Here is a 14733-nt window from a genome sequence, read left to right on the forward strand (position 1 = left end):
AGGGTGACCGACATGAAGATCCTCGTCAGCGGCGGCGCCGGCTACATCGGCTCGCACACGGTGCTCCAGCTCGTCCAAGCCGGCCACGACGTGGTCATCGTCGACAACTTCAGCAACTCCCAGCCCGCGGTGATCGGGCGGCTGGAGGCGCTGGCGGGGCGGCACCTCCCGGTGCACGCGTTCGACCTGCTCGACGAGGACAAGACCGAGCACCTCTTCGCGACCGAGGGCTTCGACGCGGTCATCCACTTCGCCGGGCTCAAGGCGGTCGGGGAGAGCGTGGAGAAGCCGCTGGACTACTACGAGAACAACCTGGGCTCGACGTTCTCCCTGGTCCGGGCGATGCGCAGGCATGGTGTGGACAAGCTGGTGTTCTCCTCCAGCGCCACCGTCTACGGCACCGACCAGGCCGGCGCGACCGAGGACCGGCCCACGTTCGCGACCAATCCCTACGGCTGGACCAAGGTGATGCAGGAGCAGATCCTGCGCGACATCGCGGTCGCCGATCCCACGCTGCGATTCGCGCTACTGCGCTACTTCAACCCGGTCGGCGCGCACGCCTCCGGCACGATCGGGGAGAACCCGTCGGGGATCCCGAACAACCTGATGCCGTTCATCGCCCAGGTCGCGGTCGGCCGCCGGGAGAGGCTGAACGTCTTCGGCGACGACTACGACACCCCCGACGGCACCGGCGTGCGCGACTACATCCACGTCGAGGACCTCGCCGCCGGGCACGTCGCGGCGCTGGAGGCGCTGACCTCGACGGAGGAGCCGGTGAGCGTGTGGAACCTCGGCTCGGGCCGCGGCACCAGCGTGCTCGAGCTGCTGCACGCCTTCGAGCGCGCGGTCGGGCACGAGCTGCCGTACGAGGTCGTCGCCCGCCGCCCCGGCGACGTCGCGGTCTCCTACGCCGACCCGGCGAAGGCCAACCGCGAGCTGGGCTGGCAGACCACCCGGTCCGTGGACGACATGTGCGCGGACACCTGGCGGTGGCAGCAGCAGAACCCCAACGGGTACGACGACGCCTGAACCGCTTCCCTAGGATCGGACGCCATGGACCGCATTCTCGTGACCGGTGGGGCCGGCTTCATCGGCTCCAACTTCGTCCACCACGTGCTGGCGCACACCGACGCGCACGTGACCGTGCTGGACAAGCTCACCTACGCCGCGTCCGAGGCGGCCCTGGCCGGCCTGCCCGCGGACCGGTTCGACCTGGTGATCGGCGACATCGCGCAGCCCGGGACGGTCGAGCCGCTGGTGCGGGCCTGCGACGCGGTCGTGCACTACGCCGCGGAGTCGCACAACGACAACTCGCTGGAGGATCCGAGCCCGTTCATCCAGACCAACATCGTGGGCACGTACACGATCCTGGAGGCGGTGCGACAGCACGGGCGGCGGCTGCACCACGTCTCGACCGACGAGGTGTACGGCGACCTCGAGCTGGACGACCCGCAGCGGTTCACCGAGGAGACGGCCTACCAGCCGTCGTCGCCGTACTCCGCCTCCAAGGCGGCCTCGGACCACCTGGTCCGGGCGTGGGTGCGCTCGTTCGGGGTGCAGGCGACGCTGTCGAACTGCTCGAACAACTACGGGCCGTGGCAGCACGTGGAGAAGTTCATCCCGCGGCAGATCACCGAGATCCTGATGGGCCGGCGGCCGCGGCTCTACGGCACGGGCGAGAACGTGCGTGACTGGATCCACACCGAGGACCACTCCTCCGCGGTGCTGCGGATCCTGGAGCGCGGGCGGATCGGCGAGACCTACCTGATCGGGGCGGACGGGGAGAAGTCGAACCTCGACGTGGTCCGGATGATCCTGCGGCTGATGGGTCGCGATGAGGACCACTTCGAGCACGTCACCGACCGCGCCGGCCACGACCTGCGCTACGCGATCGAGTCGGAGAAGCTGCGCTCGGAGCTCGGCTGGTCGCCGGTGTTCTCCGACTTCGAGTCCGGCCTGGCCGCCACCATCGGCTGGTACCGCGCCCACGAGGACTGGTGGCGCCCCCACAAGGAGGCCGTCGAGGCCGCGTACGCCGCCCGGGGCCAGTAGCGCGGCTGCGGGGGCGGAAGCGAGGCGGAGGCGGGGGCGCCACGAGGGGGGTACGGCGCGCCAGGGAACGCGAAGACCCCCGGGACCACTCGGGTCCCGGGGGCCTGCTCTGCCTGAGCCGAGGGCCGGTCCTCACACGGCCGCCCCGCGAAGGCGGTGGGTCAGTCGCCGACCTTCTCCGCGGCGTCCGCGACGGCCTTGGCGGCGTTCGAGGCGGTCTTGCGGGCGGAGGTGGCGGTGGCCTTGGCGCTGGAGTTGGCGGCGCGCTGGCGACGCTGAGCGGTGCCGGTGGCCTGCTTGGCGGCGCCGGTGGCCTTCTTCGCGGTCTTCTTGGCCGGGGCCTTCTTGGCGTTGGACTTCTTGGCCGCGTTGGTCGACTTCTTCGCCGCGGTCGGGGTGGACTTCGCGGTGGTGGAGGCCGCCTTGGTGGCCTGGGTCCGGGTGGTCTTCGCCTTGGCGACGGTGGTCTTGGCCGAGGAGACGGTCTCCTTGGTGGACTCCTGGTTGCGCACGCGACGCACCAGGGACTCACCGCGCTTGGCCAGGTCGGTGTAGACCTCGTTGACGGCCTCGACGTTCTCGTCGAAGGCGGCGCGGGCCTTGCCCGGGGCGGCCTCGGCGCGGGCCTGCAGGTCGGCGACGCGCTTCTCGATCTCCTTGCGGCGGCTCTTGACCGTGGCCTGCGGGTTCTCGACCGCGGTGCGCACGTCCTTCTGCGCGGACTCGAAGCGGTTCTGCGCCGACTCGATGCGCTCCTGCGCGGTGGAGACCGCGTCGCGGACCCGCTCGACGGCGAGGTCGACGACCCCGACGTAGGCGAGGAACGGCTTGCGGGCCTCGGTGCGGATGTCGAACTTGGTGGCCATGCTCTGCTCCTTATCGGATGGGTGAACCGGCGCGAGAGCGCCGGAAGTCTCGGGTCAGTCCTTGTCGCCGGGCTCCGAGAGGTCCGCCGCGGAGTCCGCGACGACGTCCCCGGTCACGGGGGCACCGGCCACGAACGCCTGGTAGACGTCCAGCAGGGACTGCTTCTGGCGCTCCGTGAGGCGGGTGTCGCCCAGGATCGCGAGCTCCACCGAGCCGCCCACGCCGTCGTCCGGGCTGACGATCCCGGCCTGGACATAGAGCTGCTCCGCGGAGATCCGCAGCGCCTTCGCGATCTGCTGCAGCACCTCGGCCGAGGGCCGCCGCAGACCACGCTCGATCTGGCTCAGGTAGGGGTTCGAGACGCCGGCCTGCTCCGCGAGCTGCCGCAGGGACAGCTCGGCACCGAGCCGCTGCTCCCTGAGGTACTCGCCGAGCGACCCGACGGTCTTCGACACCTTCCCCTTCGCCATGCCCCCATAGTGCTAGCAACCTGCTAGCACTTCAAATCGGGAGCGCGTGACTCCACTCACAGAACCCCTTGTTTCACCGGGATCTCAGGCTCTGTTCAGGTGTTCGCCATACGTTTGCAGGCGTTGCTAGCAGGCTCAGACGAGAGCCCGGAGGAGGCCGACCGGCCGCCCGCCGCCGAACAGCACGTGCTCACCGGTACGGCGCACCGCGGCGGCGTCCACCCCGGGCAGGTCGAGCACCCCGGAGCGCTCCAGCGCCGCGGCCATCAGCACCGTCCGGGCCCGCTCGGCCCCGTCGTCGACCTTGAGCGCGAACGCGCGCCCGTCGGCCAGCCCGACGGCGTAACAGCCCTCGGCGCCGGCCTTCGCGATGAGTCCGGGTACGGCGTCGTGCAGGGCCAGCTCGGAGGTACCGGTGCCCGACACCCAGGCCGGGTGCTCGCGGATCGCGGAGGCGACCGCGGCGGCCGCCGGGTCCGGCGCCCCCGTGCCCGACAACCCGCGAGCGACCAGGGAGAACGCCCGCGCCAGCCCGGTCAGCGAGGTGGACAGCAGTGGGGCGCCGCAGCCGTCGACCGCGACGTAGGCCTCTTCGCCGGTGTACTCCTCCACCACGGCGCGGATCTCGGCCTGCAGCGGATGCGACGGATCCAGATAGGACTCGGTCGGCCACCCCTTGAGGACGCAGGTGGCGAGCATCGCCGCGTGCTTGCCCGAGCAGTTCATCCGCACCCGCGTCTCCCCCTCACCGGCGCGCACGAGCGCGTCCCGTGCCGCCTGCGCGGTCGGCCAGTCGGGCGGGCACTGCAGGGCGTCCTCATCGAGCCCGGCGCCGGCCAGGATGCGGCGTACTCCCTCGACGTGGAAGTCCTCGCCCCAGTGCGACGCGCTCGAGAGCGCCCGCAGGTCCGAGGGCAGCTCGAGCCCGAGGCGCGCGATCGCCACCGCCTGCAGCGGCTTGTTGCACGAGCGCGGCAGCACCGGTCGGGTGACGTCGCCGACCGACCAGGCGACCGAGCCGTCCGGGTCGATCGCCACGACGGCGCCGTGATGGCGGCCCTCGACGACCTCGGAGCGGACCACCTCGACGACGGGAGGCTGGGGAGCGGAGAGGAACTCGACCGGCATGACCGCGACCCTAGTGCTCACCAGCCTGCCGTCACGTCGGGGTCAGCGCAGCGGCATCGAGTCCGGGGACGTCCGGTCCCGGCCGGGGGACGCGGCACCCCGAGGAGGCCCCGACGCGGCGCCGTTCGGCCGGCGCCGCTGGAGGGACTGCCAGATCGGCCCTAGGACGAGGCGTCGTCCGTTCCGCGGGGCGGCGAGGTCCGGCGGCCCGCTCGGCTCGGAGATCTCGGGCAGCTCCTGGGCCGCGGTCCGCCAGCTCCGCTCCTCGGGCAACCACTCGGCGTACCTGTCTCCCCGGTTCAGCACCAGCGGCGACCGGGTGATCGCGATGCTGGTCCCGGCCACGAACGCCTCGATCGTCATGGTGTCGGCGCCGTGCTCCTCGAAGTAGCCGAGGGGCAGGGGGATCCGGAAGCCGCGCCCGATCCCCGCCGGTCGACGTCCGCGGACGCCGGCCAGCCGCCGGCGCCGGCGGTTGGCCCTGGCCACGCGCACCAGCCGGCCGTCGATGAAGACGGCCACCTGCAGGTCGAACCGATCGTTCTCGCAGTCGTAGACCCAGCCGCGCAGCGCACCCTCCGTCACCCGCTCGATCGCGCCGTTGAACCCGCCGCTTCCGTCGGTGGTCGCGCCCTCCGTCACCCACGCCTGGGAGTGGATGAGCCAGTCCATCGCGGGCGTCGGCGCGGCGCCGGCTGCCCCGGCGTCCCGCTCGGCGACTCCGTCGAAGACGTAGACCGCCACCCTGCCGGGCAGCCCGGGAACCACGTGTGCGGCGAGGTCCAGCTCGACCCGGACGGTGCCCGGCTCCAGCGAGGAGGTGTCGACGCTCAGGCCCGGGTCCGAGCCGTCGATCAGCAGCCGCCGAACCTCGCAGTCGTCGACCAGCACGGCGAGGCCCAGGCCGCTGCGCTCCCAGCGGTGCAGCACCGTCTCGTCCAGCCTGAGCAGGAGATGGTCGGCCGCGACCCTGATCACGTGCACCCGTCGCCGCAGGTGGTCGACGAGAGCCGCCCGGTGGTCGAGGCTACGGGGGGTCCGCTTCCCGAAGTGCTGACCGATCGCGGAGTTGCTGACGTAGGGCCAGATCATCGGCAGCGCGCGGACCGAGGTCGGGGGGACGTCCTGGGACGGAGCCGGGAGGGCCTGCGCCGCCAGCAGCGCGGCGTCGCTCCGGTCCATCGCCGGGTCGCGGGCGCCGAGGACCCGCTCAACGTGATGGCGGTAGGCCTCGGAGGCGCACATCATCCCCAGACCCACCAGCTGCCGCGGCCCCTGGTAGCGGCAGGACCGCTCGCTGAAGAGGGAGAGCCGGTCCTCCACGGTCCGCTCGTAGACCGCGTAGTCCAGCAGCTGACGCCGGTCGCCGCGCCCCGACTCCCCGGCAGCGACCTGGGAGAAGGTGCTGATGAACTTGAAGTGCAGGAGCGCGCCGGTGATGTCGGAGAGCTGGACGAAGCGATGGGAGTGGGTGGAGTAGATGTAGCTGAAGCCGCGTGCCCACTTGACCAGCGGCACCTTCTTCATCATCGGTCCGCGGTCGCGCGGGTCCTGCTCCTGGAACAGCCGGCCCCGCGGCCCGCCGAAGACGCCGACGAAGGGCGGGTTGGTCGCCGGGCGGATGCTGTAGCTGTCGGGCTCGAAGTAGGGGCAGACCTCGCGCGGGTCGCTGTCGGGCGTGCAGACGGCCTCCGAGAGCGGCCTGTCGGAGAACATGTCGAGGAAGAGCGTGAACAGGCCCTCCTGGCCGCGCTCGTCCAGGTAGTCGCACAGCTCGCGGAGCCCCAGGGCTCGGCTCCCGGGAACACCAGGAGCTCGTCGACGTCCACGGTCAACACCCAGTGACCGACCGCATAGGTCTCCGCCAGCTCCTGGGTCCACAGCCGGCCCGACGAGCTCCCGCGGTAGCTGGTCGTGGTCATGAAGTACTCGACGTCCGGTTGGTCCTCCAAGAGCTCCCGGGTCCCGTCGCTGGATGCGTTGTCCACGAACAGGAAGCGGTCGACGCCGAGCCGTCGGTAGTAGTCCAGGAAGGAGGGAAGGCGGTGGCCCTCGTTGCGCCCGCAGGCGATCACGACGATCTCGTCGGCCTCCAGGCGCAGGTCCCGGGGGGCGAAGTAGCTGCTCTTGACCGTGACGTCGTTGGGGATCCCCTGGGCCAGTCCGCGTCCGCTCATCGCTCGACCACCTCCAGGCGGATCGCGACGATGTCCGACCCCTCGGGCAGGTCGAACCTGCTGCCGGCGCGGAACGTCTTGGTGTTCTCCGTCCGCTGCAGCCCGGCCAGGCAGAGCTGGTAGCCGACGCAGTCGGGCCCCGACACGACTAGGCCGTGAGCCCGGTCCAGCGCCACCCACTCGCCGGCGCCGTACTCGCCGATCGGGCTCCCGTCGGAGTCGTAGGTGGTGAAGCGGAGGTCGGCGACCGGATCGCCGCTGAAGCAGAACGAGGTGAGGGGGCGGCGCCGATGCAGGCCCTGGCTCCAAGCGGCCGCCGGCCTCGAGCCGTAGTCTTGGTCGTGCTGAGTGGCCAGCCTGGCACCGGCGAGGCCGGGGACCGTCTCCTCGACGGCGGTCGCGATGCGCTCGGGACGGGACCGGGTGATCGCCCACACCCGCCCGATCACGAACAGCTCGCAGCCCCAGTCCTCCGCGATCCGGGTGACGTTGCGCGGGATGTCCGGCCAGCCGCCGGCGAAGTCGTCGCCGCACACGATCGCGTCCTCGGTGAAGAACCGGCTGAAGAAGTCGAAGTTGTTGCTCCAGCCGGGGTCGCCGTGCGTGGCGTCGTCGAAGTAGAACCCGATCGGCTCGGACCAGGAGTCGCGTACCACGTCGGGAGCGAAGCCCTCGTGCACCACCAGGCCGGGGATGTGGGAGGTGTACTCGTCGAAGGCCCGGCGGCTGAGGTTGCGCCCCAGGCGGCGCTCGATCCACGGTGCCGGCGCGAACGTGTCGATCGTGTGCAGCGGCGCCTCCCGGCGCCGTGACGCGGCGATCTCCTGGGTGGAGGAGCCGAACAGCGGCCCGATCTCGAGGAAGACCCCCGAGGTCGCCTGGGCGGCGAGCCGGCCGAGGAACCGGCGGCCGACCTTCGTCATGGTCGCAGGGGCAGGGGCCACGGTCGGGTCACTCATGACAGGAGCCTTTCCGAGGATGGGCGATGGACCGTCACGACGGCCGATCGGCATAGAGGCTAGAGGTTCTCGCGGTCCGTGTCTCCCCCCGCGCGCCGACTGGCACAATCCCCCCGTGGTCCTTCAGCACCTTCCGACGCCCCGCGAGCTCGACGACCTCGAGCTCCTCACCACCGGCGGCTACGCACCGCTGACCGCCTTCAACGAGCCGGGCAGCCCGGTCACGCTGACGCTCCCGGAGGACGCCGGCGAGCAGGTCGAGCTGGTGGACCCCGAGGGTCTGCCGCTGGCGCGGGTCACGGTGCGCCCGCAGGGCGGTTGGCCGGTGGAGGCGCTCACGCACGCGCAGTACGGCCCCTTCCGCCGGCTGCAGCTCTCCCCCGCGCAGGTGCGGGAGCAGTACGCCGGCCGCACGGTCGTGCCGGTCACCGGACCCCTCGCCGAGCGGGACCTGGCGGAGCTGCGCGAGCTCGGCCCGCTCCTGCTGCTGGTCCTCAACGGGACCGGCACAGGCGACCTCTCGCCGGTCGCCATGGTCCGTGCCACCCTCGCCGCCGCCGCGCTGCTCCCCGACGCGGAGGTGGTCACCGTCCCGCTGCCCAGCCACGACGACGCCGAGACCGACCACGACCTGGGCGTGCAGGTGGTGCGCACCTACGCAGGGGAGGATGCCGTGCATGCCCTGCGCGGACGCGGTGAGGACGAGGGCTACCCCGAGACCGTGGCCGCGGTCGTCGCCGAGGACCGCCCGGCGCCGGAGGAGCAGGGGCTGGTCGTCTTCTTCACCGGGCTCTCCGGGAGCGGCAAGTCCACCATCGCCCGCGCCCTGCTGGACCGGCTGCTGGAGCGCGGCGGCCGCACGGTCACCAGCCTCGACGGCGACGTCGTACGCCGGAACCTGAGCGCCGGCCTCACCTTCAGCCGCGCCGACCGCGAGACCAACATCCGCCGGATCGGCTGGGTGGCCGCGGAGATCTCCCGGCACGGCGGCGTCGCGGTGTGCAGCCCGATCGCCCCCTTCGATCAGACCCGCCAGCAGGTGCGGCAGATGGTCGACGACGCCGGGGGCGCGTTCTTCCTGGTGCACGTCGCGACCCCGGTGGAGGAGTGCGAGCGGCGGGACCGTAAGGGCCTCTACGCCAAGGCCAGGCGCGGCGAGATCCCCGACTTCACCGGCATCTCCTCGCCGTACGAGGAGCCTGCGGACGCGGACGTCCGCGTGGACACCACCGGCCGCAGCATCGAGGAGTGCCTCGACGAGGTGGTGGACGCGCTGGCCGCCACGGGTCGTCTCGACCTGCGACGCGGCCGTCCGGACAACGAATAAATCCACTCGGCTCACTACACTTACCCCCCGTGATGGATCTGCTCACGGTCGGCGCCGCATCGATCGCCCTCGCCGGCTTCCTGGTCGGCATCGTCGTCGGCCTCACCGGGATGGGCGGTGGCGCCCTGATGACGCCGGCCCTGCTCTTCCTGGGCGTGGGCAACCCGACCACGGTGATCACCGCCGACCTCACCGCCGCGGCGGTCTACAAGACCGGTGGCGCGCTGGTGCACCGCCGCGAGGGCTCGCCCAACATGGAGATGGCCAAGTGGCTGATGATCGGGTCGATCCCGACCGCGCTCGCCGGGCCGCACCTGGTGAAGTGGATCGCCGGCGACCCGGCGGCCCTGGAGCACCAGCTGAAGATCTACCTCGGCTTCGCGCTGCTCTTCGCCGCGGCCACCTACGCCGCCCGGCTCTACATCAACCTGCGCCGCGTGCGCGCGGGCTCCTACGCCGAGGACGACAACCCGCAGGTCCGCCACCTGGCCACGCTGCTGGTCGGCGCCTTCGGCGGCCTGTTGGTCGGCGTCACCAGCGTCGGGTCCGGCTCGGTCATCATGATCTCGCTGCTGATGCTCTACCCCGGCCTGTCCGCCGTGCGCCTGGTCGGGACCGACCTGGTGCAGGCGGTGCCGCTGGTGATCGCGGCGGCGATCTCCAACATCGCCCTGCACGGGCTCGACTGGGGCCTGCTCATCCCGCTGCTCATCGGCTCGGTGCCGGGCACCATGCTCGGCAGCAAGCTGGCGCCGCGGGTGCCGCAGTCGATCATCCGGCGCGGCATCGTGATCGTGCTGACCATGTCCGGGATCGCCCTGCTGGACAAGGCCGGGTGGGCCCCGCTCGGCGCCGGCGACGACGAGACCTACCCGATGCTGATCGCCGGGGTGGGCCTGGCGATGCTCGTCCTGCTGCCGCTGGTCTGGGGGCTGATCCGGCGCACACACGGTCTGCCGATGTTCGGGTCCCCCACGGTGGCCCAGCTGGAGGACCCGGCGTACCGTCCCGGCGTCGTCGGGATGAAGCACACCGGCGGCGACTGAGGCGCCGTACGACGTGGCGCGACGCACCCTGGTCATGATGCGGTGTGCGCGCCGACCGCCCGATAGCATGACGAGGCCCGCGACACCGAGAGGCGAGACCGACCTGATGAGTGCCCCACCAACCCACGCCGACTATCAGCTGAGCCAGCTGGACCAGCTCGAGGCGGAGTCGATCCACATCTTCCGCGAGGTGGCCGCCGAGTTCGAGAAGCCGGTGCTGATGTTCTCCGGCGGCAAGGACTCGATCGTCATGCTGCGGCTCGCCGAGAAGGCGTTCTACCCCGCCAAGGTGCCGTTCCCGCTGCTGCAGGTCGACACCGGATACGACTTCCCCGAGGTGCTGGAGTGCCGCGACCGCTGGGTCGAGCGGCTGGGCACCAAGATGATCGTCGCCAGCGTGGAGGAGGCGATCAAGAACGGGATCGTCCACGAGGACGGCAAGACCACCCGCAACCGACTCCAGATCGGCACCCTGCTCAACGCGATCGAGGAGAACGGCTTCACCGCCGCCTTCGGCGGCGGCCGCCGCGATGAGGAGAAGGCCCGCGCCAAGGAGCGCGTCTACTCCCACCGCGACGACTTCGGCCAGTGGGACCCGAAGAACCAGCGCCCCGAGCTGTGGAGCCTCTACAACGGCCGGCTGCACGAGGGCGAGCACATGCGGATCTTCCCGCTGTCGAACTGGACCGAGCTGGACATCTGGCACTACATCGGTCGCGAGCAGATCGACATCCCGTCGATCTACTACGCCCACCAGCGCCGCGTCTTCAACCGCGGCGGCATGTGGATGACCGAGTCCGACTTCAACCCCACCAAGGACGGCGAGCAGGTCGAGGAGAAGACGGTGCGCTTCCGCACGGTCGGCGACCTGACCCTGACCGGTGCGGTGGAGTCCGAGGCGGACACCATCGAGAAGATCATCGACGAGATCGCGATCGCCCGCGTCACCGAGCGCGGCGCGACCCGCGGCGACGACAAGTTCTCCGAGGCAGCGATGGAGGACCGGAAGAAGGAGGGCTACTTCTGATGGCCGACCAGACTGCTGACGCCAACATCGACCAGGGCGTGGACCTGGGCGAGAAGTACGAGGAGAACGTCGTGCAGGAGCAGGGCGAGATGGACCTGCTCCGCTTCGCCACCGCCGGCTCGGTGGACGACGGCAAGTCGACCCTGATCGGCCGCCTGCTGCTGGACTCCAAGGCGATCTTCGAGGACCAGATGGAGGCGGTGGAGACCTCCTCGCAGGCCAAGGGCTACGACTACACCGACCTGGCGCTGCTGACCGATGGTCTGCGCTCCGAGCGCGAGCAGGGCATCACGATCGACGTGGCCTACCGCTACTTCGCGACGCCGAACCGCAAGTTCATCATCGCCGACACCCCCGGCCACATCCAGTACACCCGCAACATGGTCACCGGCGCCTCGACCGCCGACCTGGGCCTGGTGCTGGTGGACGCGCGGCAGGGCCTGACCGAGCAGTCCCGGCGGCACGCCGTGCTCCTCTCGCTGCTGCGGGTCCCGCACCTGGTGCTCGCGGTGAACAAGATGGACCTCGTCGACTTCGACCAGGCCGTCTTCGACAAGATCCACAAGGAGTTCACCCAGTTCGCCACCAAGCTGTCCATCCCGGACCTGGAGGTCATCCCGATCTCCGCGCTCCAGGGCGACAACGTGGTGACCCGCTCGGAGAACATGCCGTGGTACTCCGGCCCGACGCTCATGCACCACCTCGAGCACGTGCACGTGGCCTCCGACCGCGACCTGGTCGACACCCGCTTCCCCGTGCAGTACGTCGTCCGCCCGAAGTCGGACAAGTTCCACGACTACCGGGGGTACGCCGGCCAGGTGGCCGGCGGCGTGCTGAAGCCGGGCGACGAGGTCGTCGTGCTGCCCAGCGGCATGACCTCGACCATCGAGGGCATCGACCTGTTCGACCAGGAGGTCGAGGAGGCATTCCCGCCGATGTCGGTGACGGTGCGGCTGGCCGACGACGTGGACGTCTCCCGCGGCGACATGATCGCCCGGGTGAAGAACGCGCCCACCCCCGCGCAGGACATCGACGCGATGGTCTGCTGGATGACCAACAAGCCGCTGCAGCCCCGGCAGAAGCTGGCGATCAAGCACACCACACGCACCGGCCGCGCCATGGTCAAGGACATCCAGTACCGCCTGGACGTCAACACCCTGCACCGTGACCAGGAGACCAAGGAGCTCGGGCTCAACGAGGTCGGCCGCGTCCAGCTGCGCACCACGGTGCCGCTGCTGTGCGACCCCTACTCCAAGAACCGGACCACCGGCTCGTTCATCCTGATCGACGAGCAGACCGGTGTCACCGTCGGCGCGGGGATGATCAACTCCGGGAGCTGACCCGTCGGGTCGCCGACACCGCGAGCGCGCCGATCAGGCCGCCGAGCGTGTTGGCGACCACGTCGGAGAAGGTCGCCGAGCGGTCCGGCAGGAGGAACCCCTGCACCAGCTCCACTACGCCGGACACGACGAAGGCGATCACCACCCACTCCGACCAGCGGATCCGGGGCAGCAGCAGCGCCGCGACCGCCACCGGTGGAACGAACATCGCCACGTTGAGGGCGAACTCGACCCGCGAGCTCTCCGCCAGCGTCGGCGACACCCCGATCGCGAGCAGCTGTTCGGTGACCGCCGACACCACCCGCGTCGGCAGGCTGCCGGTGGCCTGGAAGACCACACAGCCGAGCACCACCAAGGAGGCGGCGACCAGGGCGAGGAGGAGCCGCCCCCTCACCTCAGCTTCGGCCGCACGTGCAGACCCACCTCGGGGTCGACGACGACCTGCTGCGCCGCCGGCATGCCGTCCACGGTGAGCGTCTCGTCGGTCGGCACGTTGCGCTTGAGCAGCGCCAGCCCGATCGGGCCGAGCTCGTGGTGCCGGGCGGCGCTGCCGAGGAAGCCGACCTCCCGCTCCCCCGCCGTCACCGGCGAGCCGGGCGCGGGCAGCCGGTTCTCCGAGCCGTCCAGGTGCAGCAGGGTCAGCCGGCGCGGCGGGCGGCCCAGCGTGTGCACCCGCGCGACCGTCTCCTGCCCGCGGTAGCAACCCTTGTCCAGGTGCACCGCCGACGGGATCCACCCCACCTCGTTGGGGATGGTGCGGTGGTCGGTGTCCACCCCGAAGCGCGGCTCGCCGCGGGCGATCCGCAGCGCCTCGAAGGCCCAGACGCCGGCCGGCTGCCCCGCCGCAGCGGCGTACTCCGTCAGCTTCGCGCGCGGGATGAGCTCGTACGCCGCCAGCGCGGCGCCGATGTCGTCGATCTGGTCCGCCTCGCGCGGGCGCCACGTGACCGCCCAGTCGGCGGTCACGTCGGAGACCTCGACCCGCAGCATGAAGCGCATCCGGTCCAGCCACTCGGCCAGGGCGGCCCCCGCGCCGGGCTCGGTGTGCGCCCAGAACGCCTCGCCGTCGTCGTACCCCACGAACGCGTGCTCCACGTGCCCCTGCGGGCTCAGCAGCAGCGCCGCGGTGGCCTGCTTGGGCGGCAGCTGCTCGAGGTGCTGGGTGGTGAGCGAGTGCAGCCAGGTGAGCCGGTCCGGACCCTCGATCCGCACCACGTCGCGGTGGGAGAGGTCGACGAACGCGTCAAGCGCCTCGAGCGCCCGCTGCTCGGTGTTGAAGGAGCCGTAGTGCGCGGCCACGGGCGCGTCGACGCCGTCGCCGGCGACCGCTCCGGGCAGGTCCAGAAGGGGGCTGGTCACGCCTCCCAGGGTACGCGCCGGACGGGTGCCCGCCTCAGGCCCGGCCGGCGCACTCCCCGCAGGTGCCGAAGACGGTGAGGTGGGCCACGTCGATCCGGAAGCCGTCCTCGTCGGCGAGCCGCTCGGCCAGCGGCGCGAGCTCGGCCCGGTCCTTGCTGATCACCCGGCCGCAGTCACGGCAGACCAGGTGGAAGTGCTCGTGGTCGCTGACCGCGTGGTAGGTCGGCGCCCGGTCGCTCAGGTGCGCGTGCCGGATCAGACCGAGCTCGTCGAGGAGCTCCAGGGTGCGGTAGACGGTGGACAGGTTGACCGCGTCGGAGTGGGTGCGCACCTCCGCGTGCACCTGGTCCGGAGTGGCGTGCCCGAGCCGCTCGACCGCGCGCAGGATCAGCTCGCGCTGCGGGGTGAGCCGCAGGCCGCGCTCGCGCAGGGTCGCGCTGAGCCGCTCCTCGTCCATCGCCTCCCCTCCCGGTCGGCGGGTCAGGCCCGCTTCAGCTGCGCCCACAGGTGGGGCTGCAGCTCCTGACCCATCGCGGCCATGTCGAAGGCATACATCAGGTCGCCGTCGACGTAGCCGTAGAGCCGCTTCCCGCCGGTGTAGTCCTGGGCTGTCGCAGTGCGCGCCACCGCGTCGGTGACGATCTCGAACCGCGGCTGCTCCTCGTGCAGCTGGCCGTGCCAGATCTCCACGATGCCGGTGTTGTGCGCCATCACCCACTCGATCGTGCCGTCCGGCTGTGGGCGCAGGTAGCCCGTCTCCTGGGCGGCCGGCCGGATCACGTTGCCCTCGGCGTCGACCAGCTCGGAGGTGCTCATGTAGTGGAAGAACGGGCGCCCGTCCTGCTGGAAGATGATCCGCTGGCGGAACTCGAACGGCTCGATCGTGGGGTAGTCGCCCTTGCCACTGCCCTCCCAGGTGCCGAGCAGCCAGGCCAGGCGGGCGGTGTTCTCATGGATGTTGTCCGGGATCTCGAACGGCAT

At 71.1% G+C, this 14733-nt stretch carries 15 protein-coding genes and 1 pseudogene; 6 read left to right on the top strand and 10 right to left on the bottom strand.

Annotated features, from left to right (window positions below; genetic code table 11):
* Nucleotides 1-12 precede the first annotated feature (12 nt).
* The gene (gene galE, locus K8W59_RS15390; RefSeq protein ID WP_223395501.1) at nucleotides 13-1029 is read left to right on the top strand and encodes a UDP-glucose 4-epimerase GalE; all 1017 of its coding nucleotides are present in this window, start codon (nucleotides 13-15) and stop codon (nucleotides 1027-1029) included.
* 24 nt (nucleotides 1030-1053) lie between these two features.
* Nucleotides 1054-2052 (top strand): dTDP-glucose 4,6-dehydratase, encoded by a 999-nt coding sequence (gene rfbB / locus K8W59_RS15395; RefSeq protein WP_223395503.1) that lies wholly within the window; start codon nucleotides 1054-1056, stop codon nucleotides 2050-2052.
* A 161-nt stretch (nucleotides 2053-2213) separates the two neighbouring features.
* Here rfbB and K8W59_RS15400 read toward each other — a convergent pair whose 3' ends face one another.
* The 6 genes and pseudogenes from K8W59_RS15400 to K8W59_RS15425 all read right to left on the bottom strand — a co-directional run bounded on the left by K8W59_RS15400 (nucleotide 2214) and on the right by K8W59_RS15425 (nucleotide 7653).
* Nucleotides 2214-2918 (bottom strand): hypothetical protein, encoded by a 705-nt coding sequence (locus K8W59_RS15400; protein WP_223395504.1) that lies wholly within the window; start codon nucleotides 2916-2918, stop codon nucleotides 2214-2216.
* 54 nt (nucleotides 2919-2972) lie between these two features.
* The gene (locus tag K8W59_RS15405) at nucleotides 2973-3389 is read right to left on the bottom strand and encodes a helix-turn-helix domain-containing protein (protein WP_223395506.1); all 417 of its coding nucleotides are present in this window, start codon (nucleotides 3387-3389) and stop codon (nucleotides 2973-2975) included.
* A gap of 135 nt (nucleotides 3390-3524) precedes the next feature.
* A complete protein-coding gene (locus K8W59_RS15410) occupies nucleotides 3525-4517 on the bottom strand; it encodes an asparaginase (protein ID WP_223395508.1) in 993 nt (330 codons plus the stop codon).
* A 42-nt stretch (nucleotides 4518-4559) separates the two neighbouring features.
* Complete coding sequence (locus tag K8W59_RS15415; protein WP_223395510.1) at nucleotides 4560-6233, bottom strand: hypothetical protein; 1674 nt, start codon at nucleotides 6231-6233, stop codon at nucleotides 4560-4562.
* A gap of 89 nt (nucleotides 6234-6322) precedes the next feature.
* A pseudogene (locus K8W59_RS20400) lies at nucleotides 6323-6694 on the bottom strand (glycosyltransferase family 2 protein); the annotation flags it as partial.
* Nucleotides 6691-7653 (bottom strand): hypothetical protein, encoded by a 963-nt coding sequence (locus K8W59_RS15425; RefSeq protein WP_223395512.1) that lies wholly within the window; start codon nucleotides 7651-7653, stop codon nucleotides 6691-6693. The gene K8W59_RS15425 and the pseudogene K8W59_RS20400, both read right to left, overlap by 4 nt.
* Nucleotides 7654-7768: 115 nt before the next feature.
* Here K8W59_RS15425 and cysC point away from each other — a divergent pair, with 115 nt between their 5' ends.
* The 4 genes from cysC (at nucleotide 7769) to cysN (ending at nucleotide 12393) form a co-directional block, all read left to right on the top strand.
* Nucleotides 7769-8980, top strand: coding sequence for an adenylyl-sulfate kinase (gene cysC, locus K8W59_RS15430; RefSeq protein WP_223395514.1), 1212 nt, complete (start codon nucleotides 7769-7771; stop codon nucleotides 8978-8980).
* 32 nt (nucleotides 8981-9012) lie between these two features.
* On the top strand, nucleotides 9013-10026 hold the full coding sequence (locus tag K8W59_RS15435; protein WP_223399861.1) for a sulfite exporter TauE/SafE family protein: 1014 nt from the start codon (nucleotides 9013-9015) through the stop codon (nucleotides 10024-10026).
* Between the two features lie 106 nt (nucleotides 10027-10132).
* Nucleotides 10133-11053 (top strand): sulfate adenylyltransferase subunit CysD, encoded by a 921-nt coding sequence (cysD, locus tag K8W59_RS15440; RefSeq protein ID WP_223395523.1) that lies wholly within the window; start codon nucleotides 10133-10135, stop codon nucleotides 11051-11053.
* 89 nt (nucleotides 11054-11142) lie between these two features.
* A complete protein-coding gene (cysN, locus tag K8W59_RS15445; protein WP_263283319.1) occupies nucleotides 11143-12393 on the top strand; it encodes a sulfate adenylyltransferase subunit CysN in 1251 nt (416 codons plus the stop codon).
* Here cysN and K8W59_RS15450 read toward each other — a convergent pair.
* From K8W59_RS15450 to K8W59_RS15465, 4 genes are read right to left on the bottom strand one after another with little or no spacing between them, the layout of a single operon-like run.
* Entirely contained in the window at nucleotides 12377-12787 is a 411-nt protein-coding gene (locus K8W59_RS15450; protein WP_223395526.1) for a VanZ family protein, read from the bottom strand. The genes cysN and K8W59_RS15450 overlap by 17 nt on opposite strands.
* The gene (gene ygfZ / locus K8W59_RS15455) at nucleotides 12784-13761 is read right to left on the bottom strand and encodes a CAF17-like 4Fe-4S cluster assembly/insertion protein YgfZ (protein WP_397196031.1); all 978 of its coding nucleotides are present in this window, start codon (nucleotides 13759-13761) and stop codon (nucleotides 12784-12786) included. Before ygfZ ends, K8W59_RS15450 begins: the two co-directional genes overlap by 4 nt.
* 25 nt (nucleotides 13762-13786) lie before the next feature.
* The gene (locus K8W59_RS15460) at nucleotides 13787-14209 is read right to left on the bottom strand and encodes a Fur family transcriptional regulator (RefSeq protein WP_223395531.1); all 423 of its coding nucleotides are present in this window, start codon (nucleotides 14207-14209) and stop codon (nucleotides 13787-13789) included.
* 23 nt (nucleotides 14210-14232) lie between these two features.
* Nucleotides 14233-14733, bottom strand: coding sequence for an FABP family protein (locus K8W59_RS15465; RefSeq protein ID WP_223395534.1), 501 nt, complete (start codon nucleotides 14731-14733; stop codon nucleotides 14233-14235).

Origin of the sequence: Nocardioides rotundus (assembly GCF_019931675.1) — a bacterium.
Lineage (GTDB): Bacteria > Actinomycetota > Actinomycetes > Propionibacteriales > Nocardioidaceae > Nocardioides > Nocardioides rotundus.